Annotated in this window: 12 protein-coding genes; 4 read left to right on the top strand and 8 right to left on the bottom strand. The window is 71.0% G+C overall.

Annotated elements, in window-relative coordinates; translation table 11 throughout:
- Positions 1–44: 44 nt before the first annotated feature.
- From KGA65_RS17495 to KGA65_RS17485, 3 genes are all read left to right on the top strand, one after another.
- A complete protein-coding gene (locus KGA65_RS17495) occupies positions 45–887 on the top strand; it encodes a hypothetical protein (RefSeq protein WP_225864406.1) in 843 nt (280 codons plus the stop codon).
- Positions 888–1,028: 141 nt separating this feature from the next.
- Positions 1,029–1,382: a DUF192 domain-containing protein gene (locus KGA65_RS17490; RefSeq protein WP_225864405.1), complete on the top strand. Its 354-nt coding sequence runs from the start codon at positions 1,029–1,031 to the stop codon at positions 1,380–1,382.
- A 121-nt stretch (positions 1,383–1,503) separates the two neighbouring features.
- Positions 1,504–2,679 (top strand): HD-GYP domain-containing protein, encoded by a 1,176-nt coding sequence (locus KGA65_RS17485; RefSeq protein WP_225864404.1) that lies wholly within the window; start codon positions 1,504–1,506, stop codon positions 2,677–2,679.
- A gap of 12 nt (positions 2,680–2,691) precedes the next feature.
- Here the strand turns inward: KGA65_RS17485 and KGA65_RS17480 are convergent, their stop codons facing one another.
- The 3 genes from KGA65_RS17480 to KGA65_RS17470 all read right to left on the bottom strand — a co-directional run bounded on the left by KGA65_RS17480 (position 2,692) and on the right by KGA65_RS17470 (position 6,687).
- Positions 2,692–4,320, bottom strand: a complete 1,629-nt coding sequence (locus KGA65_RS17480; protein WP_225864403.1) for a peptide chain release factor 3 — start codon at positions 4,318–4,320, stop codon at positions 2,692–2,694.
- A gap of 44 nt (positions 4,321–4,364) precedes the next feature.
- Complete coding sequence (locus tag KGA65_RS17475; RefSeq protein WP_225864402.1) at positions 4,365–5,012, bottom strand: FABP family protein; 648 nt, start codon at positions 5,010–5,012, stop codon at positions 4,365–4,367.
- A gap of 70 nt (positions 5,013–5,082) precedes the next feature.
- On the bottom strand, positions 5,083–6,687 hold the full coding sequence (locus KGA65_RS17470) for a sigma 54-interacting transcriptional regulator (protein ID WP_225864401.1): 1,605 nt from the start codon (positions 6,685–6,687) through the stop codon (positions 5,083–5,085).
- A 170-nt stretch (positions 6,688–6,857) separates the two neighbouring features.
- On the opposite strand from KGA65_RS17470, the gene KGA65_RS17465 reads away from it, so the two are divergent.
- Positions 6,858–7,148: a hypothetical protein gene (locus KGA65_RS17465; protein ID WP_225864400.1), complete on the top strand. Its 291-nt coding sequence runs from the start codon at positions 6,858–6,860 to the stop codon at positions 7,146–7,148.
- A 10-nt stretch (positions 7,149–7,158) separates the two neighbouring features.
- On the opposite strand, the gene KGA65_RS17460 is transcribed toward KGA65_RS17465, so the two are convergent.
- The 5 genes from KGA65_RS17460 to KGA65_RS17440 form a co-directional block, all read right to left on the bottom strand.
- Complete coding sequence (locus tag KGA65_RS17460; RefSeq protein ID WP_225864399.1) at positions 7,159–7,692, bottom strand: hypothetical protein; 534 nt, start codon at positions 7,690–7,692, stop codon at positions 7,159–7,161.
- A gap of 93 nt (positions 7,693–7,785) precedes the next feature.
- Entirely contained in the window at positions 7,786–9,984 is a 2,199-nt protein-coding gene (locus KGA65_RS17455) for a serine/threonine-protein kinase (RefSeq protein WP_225864398.1), read from the bottom strand.
- 46 nt (positions 9,985–10,030) lie between these two features.
- On the bottom strand, positions 10,031–12,172 hold the full coding sequence (gene katG, locus KGA65_RS17450; RefSeq protein ID WP_225864397.1) for a catalase/peroxidase HPI: 2,142 nt from the start codon (positions 12,170–12,172) through the stop codon (positions 10,031–10,033).
- 145 nt (positions 12,173–12,317) lie between these two features.
- Positions 12,318–13,241 (bottom strand): LysR substrate-binding domain-containing protein, encoded by a 924-nt coding sequence (locus KGA65_RS17445; RefSeq protein WP_225864396.1) that lies wholly within the window; start codon positions 13,239–13,241, stop codon positions 12,318–12,320.
- A gap of 98 nt (positions 13,242–13,339) precedes the next feature.
- The gene (locus tag KGA65_RS17440; RefSeq protein WP_225864395.1) at positions 13,340–14,905 is read right to left on the bottom strand and encodes a M4 family metallopeptidase; all 1,566 of its coding nucleotides are present in this window, start codon (positions 14,903–14,905) and stop codon (positions 13,340–13,342) included.
- Positions 14,906–14,941: the final 36 nt, after the last annotated feature.

The raw sequence follows: 14,941 nt of genomic DNA, 5'->3' as shown, positions 1-14,941 counted from the left end.
GGCCACGCCCCTGTCCGCCGGGGCGGGCCCGATACCATTCCGGGATGGCAAAGACCTCTTGGTGGCGCACGTTCTTCCCGGCACGCCTCGGCGTGCTGTGTCTGTTGGGCGGGGGGATGGTCCCGGGGGCGGTTGCCGCGGCCCCGCTGGCCGAGGACCCGGTACGGCTCCAGCAGCGCGTGGCGGGCCTGTTCGCTGGGCGCTATGCCAGCCCCAGTTGCCAGGTGCAGCCCAACCCGGACGGGCTGGCCCCGGTGGCGGGCGATCTGCGCATCACGCCCGACGGGCAGATAGTGGTCGGCCCGGAGCATATGGCCTTGTTCGACCCGGCCGGCGCGTTCAGTTTCACGCTGGACCTGCAGGCCCGCCAGCTCTACCTGGAGGTCAGCACGGACGAGCGCCTGGCGCGCCTGGCCAGCACCGATGACAGCTTCCGCGAAGCCGGCGTCGAGATCGGGCGCGGCTCCGGCCAGGTGAGCCAGGGCCGCCGCTGTGGCGACCTGGACCTCCGTGAGGCCCGCATCGTCGCCCAGCCAGAGGCCGCAGGGAGCTTGTTCGCCGAGTTGTATGACACCGGGGGCCGCACCGTGCAGGGGCTCTGCCACACGGGGCGCCGATCAGGAGGGCGGGACCGGGAGGCCCGCTTCAGCGTGACGTCCCAGGCGGTGGTGCTCAATGGCCGGGCGCTGCCTTGGCAGGCGCCGGGTCAGGCCCTGCGCGTGGTGAGCCTGGGCAGCCAGTTGGCCGACCAGCAGGTCAACGGCGGGGTGGAGTGGGGCGATGGTGCCAACTTCCATGTCGAACGGCGCTTGGGGCCGGGGGCCCCCTTTGTCAGCTTCTCCTTCAACGAAGACGGCACCGAGTGGGTCTGTCAGCCCAGGCCCTGACGGGGGCGGCGGCTGCGTTTGTCGCCATTTGTGGGCTCGATTACACGCAGGAAACACGCATGGCATGCATCACGCCCTAAGCTGAGCGCGGCGGCGCCCCACCGCCCGTCCCCACCCCACGCCGCGGAGCTCTCACACACCATGTCTGCCAGGATCCAGCTTTGCATCGATGGACGCCCCACGCAGCGGGTCGTGCGGCGTGAAGGTGCCGTGCGCCGCTGGCTGTGGCCCTGGGCCGCGCCACGCCAGCAGGGAGGCGGCGTGCTGTGTGGCAGCTGGTTGCGCCCCTGCCACTGGGTGCACACCTGGGGCGCCCGTGGGGCGGTGGACGTGGTGTTCCTGCGGGCCGACGGGGTGGTGCTGAAGGTGGTGCCGCGCCTGCCGCCGTGGCGGGTGGCGCGCTGCCAGGAGGCGGCTTCGGTGCTGCGTCTGCGGCCCGGGCTGGCCCGTCGTGTCGGTCTGCAGCCCGGCAGCTCGCTCGATCTGATGGCCTGAGCCGGACCGCAGGGGACCACGGCTCAACTGCCCGCCGGTGGCGCCGATACAGACGCTGAGGGGCCATGCCCAGGGAGGATCCTGGGGCCCGCCCGCGTTCCAAGCCTTGCCCGATCCCTGCATGAACCTGTCCGACCTCACGTTCGCCCCGACACCCGGTGCCCGTCCCTGGGCCATCGCCGCGGCCCGCACCGCCTCCCTGGGCGAGCGCATCGGCGCCCTGCATGAGCAGATCCGGCGCATCGTGCCGGCGGTGGACCGCATGGCCTGCGCACTCTACGATCCGCAGGACGACATGCTCAAGACCTTCGTCAACAGCACGCTGGGCAATGAGCCGCTGCGGACCTACCAGTACCCGCTGTCGGCCAGCCCCAGCCTGCTGGCGCTGGCAAAGGCGGCGCAGACCCGGGTGATCCACCACATCCCGGACGAACTGCCCGGCGACAGCCAGCACAGCCGCTGGGTGCGCGAGCAGGGCTATCTGTCCTCCTACACGGTGCCGCTGCTGCAGCGCGGCGGCGAGCTGGACGGTTTTCTGTTCTTCGATTCCCGCACCGCCGGCCTGTTCACCGAGGCGGTGGTGGCCCAGCTGCAGGTCTACGCCCAGCTGGTGGGCATGATGATCAGCCACGAGGTGACGGCGATCCAGGCCCTGGTGGGCTCGATGCGGGTGGCGCGCGACTTCGCCCACCTGCGCGACGTGGAGACCGGCGCCCACCTGGACCGCATGGCGCGCTACGTCCGGCTGATCGCCCGAGGTTTGGCCGCCCGCCACGGGCTGGAGGACGAGTTCATCGAGCTGCTGTTCCTGTTCGCCCCGCTGCACGACATCGGCAAGATCGGCGTGCCCGATGCCCTGCTGCTCAAACCCGGCCGTTTCACGCCCGAGGAACGCCAGCAGATGCAGCGTCACGTGGACCTGGGCAGCGAGATGATCGAGCGCCTGATCCAGGACTTCCAGCTGGGCAGCGTGGCCGGCATCGACATCCTGCGCCAGCTGGTGGCCTGCCACCATGAGTTCCTGGACGGCAGCGGCTACCCGCGCGGCCTGCGCGGCGAGGCGATTCCGCTGGCGGCCCGCATCGTCACCGTGGCCGACATTTTCGATGCCCTGTCCAGCCGGCGGGTTTACAAGGGGCCGCAGCCAGTCGACACCGCCCTGGCCACATTGGACGAGATGGTGGCGGCCGGGCAGCTCGATGCCGACTGCGTGGCCGCGCTGCGGGCCGGCCGCGCAGAGGCCGAACAGATCCTCACGCGCTTTCAGGACCAGCCCGACGAGGCGGTGCTGGCCTGACGCGCCGGGCGCTCAGCCGTCCAGACGCTGCTGGAACACCAGGCCCGCGTGCTCGCGCAGCGCGTGGAACTTGATCTTGGGCCAGTTCTCCTGGATGGCGCGCAGCTCGCCGGCGTACTCCAGCAGCAGCGTGGGCGCGTCCACCGCGTCCAGCGCCATGCGGTGGCTGTTGCCGTCGATGAAGCGCTTCAGTTCCTTCTCGCCACCGTCGGCCTCGTCGCAGGTCACCCAGCGGGCCACGTTGTAGCGGGCCGGCAGGATGCGGGCCTTCACGCCGTACTCGTGCTCCAGGCGGTGGGCCACCACCTCGAACTGCAGCTGGCCGACCGCGCCCAACAGCAGCACGCTGCCCATCATCGGGCGGAAGACCTGGATTGCGCCTTCCTCGCCCAGCTGGGTCAGGCCGGCGCGCAGCTGCTTGGTCTTGAGGGGGTCGGCCACTTCCACCGAGCGGAACAGTTCCGGCGCGAAGAAGGGCAGGCCGGTGAACTGCAGGGTCTCGCCTTCGGTCAGCGTGTCGCCCAGTTGCAGCACGCCGTGGTTGGGGATGCCGATGATGTCGCCGGCATAGGCCTCGTCCAGCAGCTCGCGCTTCTGGCTCATGAAGGTCACCACGGTGTTCGGACGCAGCGTCTTGCCCGAGCGCACCACCTTCATCGTCATGCCGCGGCTGAACTTGCCGGAGGTCACGCGCAGGAAGGCGATGCGGTCGCGGTGGGCCGGGTCCATGTTGGCCTGGATCTTGAACACCACGCCGCTGAACTTGGGTTCGTCGGGGTTCACCGTGCGCTGCAGGGCCGCGCGCGGGCCGGGGGCCGGGGCCAGGTCCACCAGCGCGTCCAGCACCTCCTGCACGCCGAAGTTGTTCACCGCCGAGCCGAAGAACATCGGCGTCTGGTGGCCGGCCAGGAACTCGGCATGGTCGAACTCGGGCGCGGCCTCGCGCACCAGCTCGATCTCGCCGGCGGCCTGCTCATAGGCCATGCCGAAGCGCTCGGCCAGCTGCGGGTTGGCCAGGCCCTGCACCACTTCCTCGGTGCCGGCCACGCGGTCCTCGCCGGGCGAGAACACCCGCATCTGGTCCTTGCGCAGGTCCAGCACGCCGCCGAAGAACTTGCCCATGCCCACCGGCCAGGTGAAGGGCACCACCGTCATGCCCAGCTCGCGCTCGATCTCGTCCATCAGCGCCAGCGGCTCCTGCACCTCGCGGTCCATCTTGTTGATGAAGGTGAGGATGGGGGTGTTGCGGGCGCGGCAGACCTGCAGCAGGCGCCGGGTCTGCGGCTCCACGCCGTTGGCCGCGTCGATCACCATCAGTGCCGCGTCCACCGCGGTCAGCACGCGGTAGGTGTCTTCCGAGAAGTCCTGGTGGCCCGGAGTGTCCAGCAGGTTGATGGTGCAGTCCCGGTACTCCATCTGCATGACGGAGGAGGCCACCGAGATGCCGCGCTGCTTCTCGATCTCCATCCAGTCGGACGTGGCGTGCCGGGTCGCCTTGCGCGCCTTCACCGAGCCGGCGATCTGGATCGCGCCGGAGAACAGCAGCAGCTTCTCCGTCAGCGTGGTCTTGCCCGCGTCAGGGTGGGAGATGATGGCGAAGGTCCGGCGGCGGCGGACCTGTTCAGCGAGTTCGGCGGACATGGCGGGCGAAGCGGTGGGCGAAACCCGCCATTATCCGGGGCGCGTCAAGCCTTCGCCAGCGCCGCGGCCCACAGCGGGTTGGGCGTGGGCTCGCCCACCTTGTGCAGCAGGTTGCGGTCGGTGTGGTGGAAGGGCTCGGCCTGGCCGCGGATCTGCAGCACCGTGTCCTCCTCGTAGCCCCAGCGGCCATCCGGGTGGATCGTCACCTGGATGCGGAACGAGGTGGTCTTGAACGCTTCGTTCAGGAACGGGGCCGAGCAGATGCCGAAGGTGTCCAGACCCTGGGTGGCGACCAGCTCGAACGAGGTGGCATCGGGGGTGGCGGTGCCGCCAGCCATCGCGATCTCGCCGCGCGGGATCGTCAGGGTGTGGATGAGCGCGCCGGTGGCCGGCTCCCACAGCCAGTAGCCCACCTGGTCGTGGTAGGTCTTGACCTGGTCGGGTTTGGTGACATGCACGTGGTAGCGCAGCCCGTAGAGCAGCTGCGGGCCGTTGGTCTGCGGGTCGATCGGCTGCAGCTCGATGCGCTCGACATAGGCCTGTTTCTTCGGCCCCTCGGCCTTGGGCTTCACGTCCAGGCCGCGGGTGCCTTCCCACACGCCGGCCATCGGGGCCAGCGGGCCCAGGTTGGCCAGGGTGTTGACGTCGATGTCGCGCGGTTCGGTGTAGAGGTCGGCGGGGAGGTCACTCATGGGGGGCGGTGCAGAACGGGAGGTTGGGGCAGTCTAGCGTGCGCGGGGCCACGGGTGGGGCCGGGGGGGCTCAGCCCTCGTCGGGCGGCCGCGGCAGACCCAGGGTGCGCAGCCGCCGGCGCAGCGCCTCGCGCGGCACCTGCAGGTCGCGCGCCATCTCGGCCAGCGTGACGCCGGGCTGCGCCAGCAGGGCCTGCAGCCGCTCGGGCGGCAGGGTTTCGGGGTTGGGGGCGTCCAGCAGCCGGGCCATCAGGTTGTAGATCGAGGGCCGGGAGATGCCCAGGGCCTGGGCGGCATCCTTGAGCTGCCAGCCCTGGGCGTCCAGGGCCTGCAGCAGGGCGGCGCGGTCGATCGCGGCGGTGCTGTGCCAGGCCCGTGCGGGGGGCGGCTCCGGGGCCGGCGCTGCTGCCTCGGGTGGCGTCACGGTGGGTGCGGCGGGCGCCGCCGCCGGGGCGGCCGGTGTCGTGCCGCCGGGCAGCCGCAGCGCTTCGCCCAGCAGGCCCTCGACCGAGGGCCAGAGGCCGGCCGAGTGGTCCAGCGCCAGTCGGCGCATGGCCTGTTCCAGCTGGCGCACATTGCCGGGCCAGTCGTGCAGGCACAGGGCCCGCACCAGCTCGGTCGGCGCTTCGGCCAGGCTGTCCAGTGCGGCGCCGGTGGCCAGCCAGGCCTGCCGGGCCAGCACGCCCAGGTCCTCCCGCCGGTGGCGCAGCGCGGGCGTGGCCAGCGTGAAGGTCTGCAGCCGCCGCAGCAGGGGCAGGTTGAAGCCGCTGGTTTCCAGCGGCCGGTCGGTGGCGGCGATCAGCCGGGCCCGGCTGACCAGGGGCTTGGCCGCGCCGACGGGGCGGAATTCGCCGCTCTCGATCACCCGCAGCAGCATCGGCTGGACCGAGGGCGGACAGTCACCGATCTCGTCGAGGAACAGGCTGCCGCCATCGGCCTGGGCCCACAGTCCGGCCCGGGCCACCTGGGCACCGGTGTAGGCGCCCCGGGTCGCGCCGAACAGTTCGGCCGCGGCCAGGCCCTCGCTGAGGGTGGCCATGTTCACCGTGACCCAGGGGCCGGTCGCGCGCGGGCCCAGTCGGTGCAGGGCCTGGGCCACCAGGTCCTTTCCGGTGCCGGATTCGCCCCGGATCAGCACCGGCAGCGGCGAGGCGGCCACACGCCGCACCTGCCGGCGCAGGGTCTCCATCGCCGAGCTGACGCCCAGCAGCTGAGGGTCGGCCGTGACCGGCAGCGCGCGGGTGGTGTGCAGGCACAGCAGCACCCGTCGGCCCAGCTGGATCACCAGGCCGTGCGTGGCCGCGTCCCAGGGCAGGGTGAGGGGGCCGGCCAGGAGGCGGCCCTGGACCTCGGCATGCACCCGCGCGTCCTCGGGCGTCAGCGTGATGCCGTCCGCTCCCAGCGTCAGTTGCAGGCTGGCGCGGGAGACGCTGGCATGCAGCAGCGGGCGGGCCCAGTCGGTCTCGGTTGGCGCCGAGGCGGGCTGCAGCGGCGCGAACACGGGGCCGTAGCGGTTGAGCGCCAGGGTGCCGGGCTGCGGCACCGGGGTTTGCTCGCCGACCCGCTGCAGGTCCGGGTGCCACAACAGGGTCAGGACCCAGATCGGGGCCTGGGGGCGCTCGTTGACCGTCTCGGTGAAGGTCTGGGTGAGGTCGTCGGCCGGGGTGGGCGTCACGGAAGGTGGGGCGTGTCAGTTCGCGGAGTTGACGCGTCAGACCCGGGGGTGACGTGTCAAAGAGGGGTCGGCAGGCCCGAAATGGCCTGCGGGCAGGCGTTTGGCGATGGTAACGGCCTGGCACGGTGTTTGTAGAGCAAAGGGCCTCTGCCCCTCACTGACGACCTGCCATGTCGCTTCGCATGTGTGCCCTGACCCTGTGCAACACCACGGCCCATCTTGTCCATGTCATCGTGACCCGGGGCGAGCAGGTGCTGGCCCGGCTGCCGCCCCATGGCACGCTGCGGCTGCCCTGGGGCGCGCCGCCGGTGGACGATGACGCCCTCCCCTATGCCGTGGTGGCGGTGATCGGCGGCGTGACCACGCGGCAGCTGCTGGTGTCCGACCGCAAGGCGGTGATCACGGTACGGGCCGCCGAGCCGGGGGGGCTGGCCCCCGGCTTCGTGTTGGAACTGGCCTGAGTCCGGCTCTTCAGGCGCCGGGCCAGTCCTTGCCGACCGCGATGATGGGGTCGAAGCTGAAGACCCGGGTTTCGACGCTGCCGTCCACACGCTGGATCTCCGTCGTCACGACGAAGGAGAACTTCCAGATGCCCTGGGACTCGACCACCGTCAGGGGGCCAGGATGGTGGGCGGTGCAGATCTTCAGGGCCTGGGCCACGACGCAGCTGGTGGGCTGGAAGTCGTCCAGGTCGAAGGTGGCCTGATCGACATCGAACGGCGAAGGCGAGAACAGCGGGCGCAGGTAGGGCGCGGGCAGCGTGATCAGCGTCGCATCGGTGATGGTGAAGCCGGCAAAGGTCTCGGGCCGGCCATAGCCCACCACCTCGACGGCCAGCGTGTCGCCCTGCAGGAACTGCAGACCCCCCGCGGCCCAGCCGGTGCGGCGAAAGGCATTGGGCTCACCCGGGTCGGCGTCGGTGATGGCCCAGACCAGTTCGTTGCCCAGTTGGTCGGCGTCGAAGCTGACGCGCAGCAGGTAGCTGTGATCGGAGGTGTCGCTCATGTTCAAGGATCCTGATGGGGCCGCAGGGGCCGGTCCAGGATTCATCGGTGCACGAACGGTCGATCTTGAGGGTGGGTTGGGCGCCGACCTCGGTCAGGGGCGGTGCGCCGGGGCCGCCGGCAGCAGCGGCGCCAGGGCCGGTTCCGCCTGGACCATGTCGCGCGGGAAGCCCTGGGCCAGGGCCTGCAGCAGCAGCGTCTTCGCCTTGGCCGGCTCGCCCACCAGGGCGTGGGACAGGGCGGCGTAGTACAGCACCTCTGCATCGCGCGGGGCCTGCTGCAACGCCTCGGCGCTGGCGGCCAGGGCCTCGTCGCGCAGGCCCAGCCGGGCGGCGAACAGCCCGCGCCGCCAGGTCCAGCCCGGGTTGCCGGGGTGGGCGCTGGCCTGCTGCTGGGCCGTGGCCAAGGCCCGGCGCCAGGCGTCCTGGGCGGCAGCCTCCTGACCGGGCAGGTGCATCAGGGCCTCGGCCAGGTTGGCCTGCGCATCGGCATCGGGGTAACGGGCGGGCCAGCGGGCCAGGGCCTGGCGGGCCGCCTCGGCTGCCTCGGCCCAGCGCTGGCGCAGGGCCATCACGCTGCCCAGGTTCTGGTAGAGCTTGTAGTGCGGCCGCACCCGCAGGGCGGTCTGCAGCACGCCCTGTGCCTCGTCCAGGCGCTGCTGCATCATCAGGATGCCGCTCAGGCTGAAGGCCGCCACGCTGCCGGTGGGCTTGGCGGCCAGGCTTTGCCGGAAGGCGGCCTCCGCCCGCGCATAGTCGCCGCGGCGAAACAGCAGCGTGCCCCATTCGTCCAGCAGCGGGGTGGCCAGCGGGTGCACGGCCAGGGCGGGTTCCAGCAGCGCCTGGGCCTGGTCCAGGCGGCCCTGGCTGTCCAGCTCGGTGGCATACCAGGCCACGACCAGCACGTCCTGCGGGTCCAGCAGGCGGGCCCGCTCGAATTCGGCCAGCGCCTCTTCGGAACGCTTCTGACCGGACCAGGCCATGGCCTGCGCCAGATGGGCCCGGGCCAGCTGGCTGTCCAGCGCCAGGGCCTGGCGGGCCCAGCGGTCCGCCTCGGCCAGATCGCGGTCCGGATCCGGGCCTGAGCGTTGCCAGTGGCGCAGGCTCAGCGCCAGGCTGTGCAGGGCCGCGGCCGGTGCGCTGCGGGGGGCCTGGCGGGTCAGCTGTGACAGCAGGGCCACCGCGCGGTCGAGCGAATCCGCATCGTCGAACTCGTTGATCCAGGCTTCGGCCTGCTGCAACCGGGACAGCGTCTGCGCCGCCGTCGGGGCGGCCCCCGGGCCTTGCCACCACCAGGCCGCGCCACCGCCGCCCGCCAGCAGCAGAACGCCGCCCAGGGCGACCGCGGGCCACCACCGGCGGGCGCGCAGGGCGGGGGCCACGGGTGGGGTGGCGGGCGCGGTCGGGCCGGTGTCCGTCCCGGCCGCGATGTCGCCCAGGGTCTGGGCCACGTCGGCCATGCCGGCCGGGCGCCGGGCGGGCTCCGTGGCCAGCAGCTGGCTCAGCAGCTGGCGCAGGCGCTCGGGCCACTGGGCGACGCGCTCGCGGTCCTCGGGCTGGCCCAGGGCCCAGTCCGGCCAGTCGCCCTGCAGGCGGCGCCAGGCCTGGGCCAGGCTGGGCTGCTCACCGTCGCCCAGGTGGCCCAGCAGGCATTGCAGCAGCACCAGCCCCAGGCTGTAGAGGTCGCTGGCGGGGCTGGGCGGCTCACCGCGCAGCTGCTCTGGCGCCATGTAGGCCAGGGTACCGGCCTGGGCGGCGGGGGAGGCCAGGGTCTGGGTGGCCAGCGGATCGACGGGGCGGGCAATGCCCAGGTCCAGCACCCGCACCCGGGTCTGGGGCGTCGTCGTGGCGGTGGCGGTGCCCGGCCGGGTCGGTGCCACCTCCAGCATCAGGTTGGAGGGCTTCAGGTCGCCATGCACCCAGCCCTGGGCATGGGCCTCGGCCAGGGCCAGGGCCAGCTGCTGCAGCCAGCCGCAAGCCACCGGGACCGGCACGGGGCCGTTCTCCAGCAGCCATTGCTTGAGGGTCTGGCCGGGCACCCGCTCCATCACGATGTGCACCTGGTCGCCATCCTCCCAGGCTTCGTAGATGGCGACGAAGGCTGGATGGCGCAGGCGGGCGGTCAGGCGGGCTTCGCGCCAGCCGTCCACGCCGGTCTGGCGCGGCACGGTCTTGATCGCCACCGGGCGGTCCAGGGCCGTGTCCCAGGCCGCCTGCACCTGGCCCGCACCACCCTGGCCCAGCAGATTCTGCAGGCGGTAACGGTGGGCGGGCGAGGGGGCGGGCTCGGTCATCACGGCGTCTGGAGTGTACCCAGCCGGGGTGACAACCTAGGGGGGCTCAGCGCAGGTCGAAGCGGTCCAGGTTCATCACCTTGGTCCAGGCAGCCACGAAGTCGTGCACGAACTTCTCGGTCGCATCGTGGCTGGCGTAGACCTCGGCCAGGGCGCGCAGCACGGCATTGGCGCCCAATACCAGATCGGCCCGGGTGGCGGTGTAGCGCAGCGCGCCGGTCTGGCGGTCACGGCCTTCGAAGCGCTCGGCGCTGCTGTCGGTGGCCTGCCAGGTGGTGGCCATGTCCAGCAGGTGCACGAAGAAGTCGTTGCTGAGCACCCCCACCCGGTCGGTGAACGCCCCGTGGTCGCTGCCGTCGGCATTGGCCCCCAGCACCCGCAGGCCGCCGATCAGCACCGTCAGCTCGGGCGCGGTCAGCGTGAGCTGCTGGGCCTTGTCGATCAGCAGTGCCTCGGTCGAGGTCTTGCCCTGGCCGTGGCCGACGTTGCGGAAGCCATCCGCCACCGGCTCCATCACGGCGAAGGCGGCAACATCGGTCTGGTCGGCCCGGGCATCGACCCGGCCTGGGGTGAAAGGCACTTCGACCGGCACGCCGGCCGCCTGCGCGGCCTGCTCCACGCCGACGTTGCCGGCCAGCACGATCACGTCGGCCAGCGAGGCCTTGCCGCTGGCCTGCTGGAGGGCCTGCAGCACCGGCAGCACCTTCACCGCGCGCTGGTTGATGGCCCAGTCCTTCTGGGGCGCCAGGGCCAGCCGGGCGCCATTGGCCCCGCCGCGCTTGTCGCCGCCGCGGAAGGTGCTGGCCGAGGCCCAGGCCACCGAGACCAGATCCCCCACCGACAGGCCGGTGGCGGCGATCTGAGCCTTCAGTGCGGCGATGTCGGCCGCCGTCGGGGCATGCACCGGCGCGGGCAGCGGGTCCTGCCAGACCAGGTCTTCTTTCGGCACCTCCGGGCCCAGGTAGCGGGCCTTGGGCCCCATGTCGCGGTGGGTCAGCTTGAACCAGGCCCGGGCGAAGGCCTCGTTGAAGGCCTGTGGGTCGTTCAGGAAGCGGCGCGAGATCTTCTCGAACGCCGGGTCGAAGCGCAGCGTCAGGTCGGTGACCAGCATGGTGGGCTTGCGCTTCTTCGCCGGGTCAAAGGGGTCGGGGATGCTCTCCGACGCATCCCGGGCTTCGAACTGGATGGCGCCCGCCGGGCTGCGCACCGGCACCCAGTCGTACTTGAACAGGTTTTCGAAGAAGTGGTGGCTCCACTGGGTCGGGGTCTGGGTCCAGATCACCTCCAGGCCCGAGGTGATCGCGTCCGCGCCGACACCACGGCCATGGCTGTTGGCCCAGCCCAGGCCCTGCTGCTCGATGGGGGCGGCCTCCGGGGCGGCGCCCACATGGCTGGCCGAGGCGGCTCCGTGGGTCTTGCCCAGGGTGTGGCCGCCGGCGATCAGCGCGACGATCTCCTCGTCGTCCATCGCCATGTTGCCGAAGGTGGCGCGGATGCCGGCGGCGGCCGAGGCCGGATCGCCGCTGGCGTTGGGGCCTTCCGGGTTCACGTAGATCAGGCCCATCTCGGTGGCGGCCAAGGGGTGCTTCGCCAGCGCCTCGGGGTCGCGGTGGGCCAGCCAGGCGGTCTCGTCGCCCCAGTTCACGTCCAGGTCCGGCTCCCAGACATCCTCGCGCCCGGCACCGAAACCGAAGGTGCGAAAGCCGCTGTTCTCCAGCGCCACGTTGCCGGCCAGGATCATCAGGTCGGCCCAGGAGATCGCCTGGCCGTACTTCTGCTTGACCGGCCACAGCAGGCGGCGGGCCTTGTCCAGGCTAACGTTGTCGGGCCAGCTGTTGAGCGGCGCGAAACGCTGCTGGCCCCGGCCGGCGCCGCCGCGTCCGTCGACCATGCGGTAGGTGCCGGCGCTGTGCCAGGCCATGCGGATGAACAGGCCGGCGTAGCTGCCCCAGTCGGCCGGCCACCAGTCCTGCGAATCGGTCAGCAGGGCCTGCAGGTCCGCCTTGAGGGCGGCGTAGTCCAACTGCCGGAACGCGGCCCGGTAGTCAAAGGACTCGCCCAGCGGGTTGGAGCGGTTGGAATGCTGGTTCAGCAGGTCCACGCGCAGTTGCTGGGGCCACCAGTCGCGGTTGCTGGTGCCGGTGCCAGCGGCCTGGGCATGGAAGGGACACTTGGATTCGCTCGTCATGGTCATCTCCGAGGGGGAAAGGGCCAGCGTGGCTGGCATGACGAGACTGTAGGAAAGCCCGGCGATTGGGGCTAATTGATTACCACTAGTTCATAGATAGTGACTATCAATTCGACCCGACCCACAGCCTGGCAGGGGCTGGGACTCACGCGGTCAGACGGGTCACGCCGGGCAGTTCACAGGCGTAGATCGCGTTGCGCAGTGCGGCGATCGCTTCGTAGCGGGTGAAGCTGCGGCGCCAGGCCAGCACCACCCGACGCGACGGGACCGGGACCTTGAAGGGCACGAAGGCCAGGTGGGGCTGCGGCTCGCGCGGCACCGACAACCGAGGCACCACCGTCACGCCCATGCCCGAGGCCACCATGTGCTTGATGGTTTCCAGCGAGGAGCCCTCAAAGCTCTTCTTGATGCCCTCGGTGTCGCTGGAGAAGCGAGCGAACTCGGGGCAGACCTCCAGCACATGGTCGCGAAAGCAGTGGCCGGTGCCCAGCAGCAGCATGGTTTCGCGCTTGAGTTCCTCGGAGCTGATGGCCTCGCGCTGGGCCAGCGGATGGCCGGCGGGCACGGCCACCATGAAGGGCTCGTCGTAGAGCGCTGCGATGGCCAGGCCGGTGTCGGGAAAGGGCTCGGCCATGATGGCGCAGTCCAGTTCGCCGGTGCGCAGCATGTCCAGCAGCTTGACGGTGAAGTTCTCCTGCAGCATCAGCGGCATCTGGGGCGTCAGGTCGATGGCATGGCGCACCAGCTCGGGCAGCAGGTAGGGCCCGATGGTGTAGATGATGCCCAGGCGCAGCGGGCCGGCCAGCGGGTCCTTGCCGCGCTGGGCGATCTCGCGGATGCCCTGGGCCTGCTCGATCACGCTTTGCGCCTGGCGCACGATGGCCTCGCCCAGCGGGGTCAGGCTGACCTCGCTGCTGCCGCGCTCGAAGATCTTGACGTCGAGCTCCTCTTCCAGCTTCTTGATGGCCACCGACAGGGTGGGCTGGGAGACGTGGCAGGCCTCGGCCGCCCGGCCGAAATGGCGCTCTCGGGCGACCGCGACGATGTAGCGCAGTTCGGTCAGGGTCATGGCCGGATTGTGCCGGCGCGTGGGGTGGGCGGTGCGAAAAAAAGCCGCGGACGGGCCGCGGCGGTGCAGGGGGCAGACGGCCCAGGCGGGCCGGGGCCTCAGTTGACGTTGGTGGCGGTCCAGGCGGTCTGCACGGCGGCCACTTCGGCCGAGCCGGCACCGTACAGGTCGGTGGCGGCCGAGACGGTGGCCGTGCGGGCGGCGGCGTAGTTGGTGCTGGAGGTCATGTAGACCGTCAGCGCGCGGTACCAGATCTTGGCGGCCTTGTCGCGGCCGATGCCGGTGACGGTGCCGGTGCCGGTGGCCTTCTTGGTGTTGCCGGCCACGCAGGTCTTGGACGGCGCACCCGCGGTGGTGCCTTCGGCCAGCAGGTAATAGAAGTGGTTGGCCACGCCCGACGAGTAGTGCACGTCCAGGCTGCCCAGACCCGAATACCAGCAGTCGGCCGAATAGCCATCGCTGCTGGGCTGGACCATCGAGCGCAGGGCGTTGCCTGGCTGCACGAAGATCTCTTCGCCGATCAGGTAGTCGGGCGTGTCATTGGGGTTGTTGGCGAAGAATTCGACCATCGTGCCCATGATGTCGGAGGTGGCCTCGTTCAGACCGCCCGACTCGCCGGAGTAGGTCAGGTTGGCGGTGCGCGAGGTCACGCCGTGGGTCATCTCGTGGCCGGCCACGTCCAGCGCCACCAGCGGGTAGTAGCCCTGGGTGGTGTTGCCGTCGCCATAGGTCATGCAGAAGCAGTCGTCGCTCCAGAATGCGTTGACGTAGTTCTTGCCGTAGTGGACGCGGGAATAGGCGCCTGCGCCATCGTCAGCGATGCCGTTGCGGCCGAAGGTGTTCAGGAAGTAGTCCCAGGTCATGTTCTGACCGTAGGCGGCATCGGCGGCCACCGTGTTGGTGTCGCTCAGCGTGCTGTCGCCAAAGGACGCGGTGCTGCTTTTGACCGCGGCTTCGATCAGCTTGGTGTTCTTCATCGTCACGACCTTGTGGCCGCCCCGGGTGGCATCCACCAGGGTGTAGACGCCGCGCTTGTTCTTGTCGGCGTGCAGGGTTTCGCTGCCGCTGAACAGGGTGTGGCCGGTGACGGTGGTGTCGGTGTTCTCGATCTCGTCCCAGCCGTCCAGCAGTTTCTTGCCGGCGGCGCTGACGATGAAGTGCATGCGGCTGGGGGTCTGGTCGGCCCGCTCGCCGGTCACCAGCACGTCCCAGGCCAGCTGGGGCTGGCCGTTGCGGGCATAGACCACGAGTTCCTTGCGGGCGACCTGGGCGTTGCGGTGTTCGAAGCGGCCCTTGGCGAAGGTGGCCGCACCGTCAGCGGCCAGCGCCGGGGTGGTCGACAGTGCCAGGGCCCCGCCGAAGGTGCGGCTCAGGCCGCGCAGCAGGCCGCGGCCGCTCTCGTGCACGACCACGTCCCCGCCCAGCACGCGCAGGCCGCGGAAGGTGCGGTCGAAGCGCACGTGCTCCGTGCCGTCGGCGTCGACCACCAGGTCACGGGCGACAAAGTCGTCCTGCCCGGCCACCAGACCGGCCTGGGCCTTCAGATGGGCCAGCGCGCGGGCCACGGCGGGATGGCCGGCGGCAGGCTGGGCCGCCAGGGCCGCGGGGGCCAGGCAGGCGGTCAGGGTGGCCAGCGCGGCCAGGTGCAGGACGGTGGGTTTCATGGTGAATCGACGAAAGGAATCATGGAGCGCCAGAGG

This window comes from Ideonella benzenivorans, assembly GCF_020387415.1.
Taxonomy (GTDB): domain Bacteria; phylum Pseudomonadota; class Gammaproteobacteria; order Burkholderiales; family Burkholderiaceae_C; genus Ideonella; species Ideonella benzenivorans.
The sequence above is the reverse complement of the archived record's forward strand: the minus strand, read 5'-3'. Positions and strand labels throughout refer to the sequence as shown.

Excerpts from the sequence above, each read along its gene's own strand:
- KGA65_RS17495 (WP_225864406.1), top strand. The coding sequence starts at position 45 with ATGGCAAAGACCTCTTGGTGGCGCACGTTCTTCCCGGCACGCCTCGGC.
- KGA65_RS17490 (WP_225864405.1), top strand. The coding sequence starts at position 1,029 with ATGTCTGCCAGGATCCAGCTTTGCATCGATGGACGCCCCACGCAGCGG.
- KGA65_RS17485 (WP_225864404.1), top strand. The coding sequence starts at position 1,504 with ATGAACCTGTCCGACCTCACGTTCGCCCCGACACCCGGTGCCCGTCCC.
- KGA65_RS17480 (WP_225864403.1), bottom strand. The coding sequence starts at position 4,320 with ATGTCCGCCGAACTCGCTGAACAGGTCCGCCGCCGCCGGACCTTCGCC.
- KGA65_RS17475 (WP_225864402.1), bottom strand. The coding sequence starts at position 5,012 with ATGAGTGACCTCCCCGCCGACCTCTACACCGAACCGCGCGACATCGAC.
- KGA65_RS17465 (WP_225864400.1), top strand. The coding sequence starts at position 6,858 with ATGTCGCTTCGCATGTGTGCCCTGACCCTGTGCAACACCACGGCCCAT.
- KGA65_RS17460 (WP_225864399.1), bottom strand. The coding sequence starts at position 7,692 with ATGAGCGACACCTCCGATCACAGCTACCTGCTGCGCGTCAGCTTCGAC.
- KGA65_RS17455 (WP_225864398.1), bottom strand. The coding sequence starts at position 9,984 with ATGACCGAGCCCGCCCCCTCGCCCGCCCACCGTTACCGCCTGCAGAAT.
- katG (WP_225864397.1), bottom strand. The coding sequence starts at position 12,172 with ATGACGAGCGAATCCAAGTGTCCCTTCCATGCCCAGGCCGCTGGCACC.
- KGA65_RS17445 (WP_225864396.1), bottom strand. The coding sequence starts at position 13,241 with ATGACCCTGACCGAACTGCGCTACATCGTCGCGGTCGCCCGAGAGCGC.
- KGA65_RS17440 (WP_225864395.1), bottom strand. The coding sequence starts at position 14,905 with ATGAAACCCACCGTCCTGCACCTGGCCGCGCTGGCCACCCTGACCGCC.